The sequence below is a fragment of the Halioglobus sp. HI00S01 genome, assembly GCF_001635445.1.
GTDB classification, from domain to species: Bacteria; Pseudomonadota; Gammaproteobacteria; order Pseudomonadales; family Halieaceae; genus Halioglobus; species Halioglobus japonicus.
This window is the reverse complement of the sequence record NZ_LWEE01000393.1, coordinates 1-529: the sequence shown is the minus strand read 5'-3', so window position 1 is coordinate 529 and position 529 is coordinate 1. Positions and strand designations below refer to the sequence as shown.

The 529-nt window shown below is 53.5% G+C and carries 1 rRNA gene; it reads left to right on the top strand.

The features are described from left to right. Window positions 1-40: 40 nt before the first annotated feature. A 5S ribosomal RNA gene (gene rrf / locus A3709_RS21845) occupies window positions 41-156 on the top strand. The last annotated feature ends 373 nt before the right edge of the window (window positions 157-529 follow it).

Here is a 529-nt window from a genome sequence, read left to right as displayed (position 1 = left end):
TGCAAAGTGCGCGTGAGACCAACGACAGCAAGCCAGTTTGCCTGGCGACAATAGAGCAATGGAACCACCTGACCCCATCCCGAACTCAGAAGTGAAACGTTGCATCGCCGATGGTAGTGTGGGGCTTCCCCATGTGAGAGTAGGTCATCGCCAGGCTTCTAAAAAAGAAAACCCCAGTAGCGCTTGTGCTACTGGGGTTTTGTTTTTTAGGATGGGTTGATTCTCTGCCCCGTTAAGCAACCCGCAGGGTTGCCATGTGACGCAGCCTGTTCACCAGCGGTGAACGGCGAAGGGCTGCCGCAGGCATCGCGAAGCGATTGCGAGCACCGTTCGCAACCCAATGTAGGTCATCGCCAGTGGCGGAGGCGCCCCTCGTTCTAACCCAAAATCCCGTTAGCGGGATTTTTTTATGCGCGCAGAGAATAGAAGAATAGATTACCCAGGCGATAACCTGTTCTCACGGGTGAGGTTAGGGATGAGTTAGCCCGGAAAAGGGGACAGACCACGATTAATCCCTAAAACACTATTT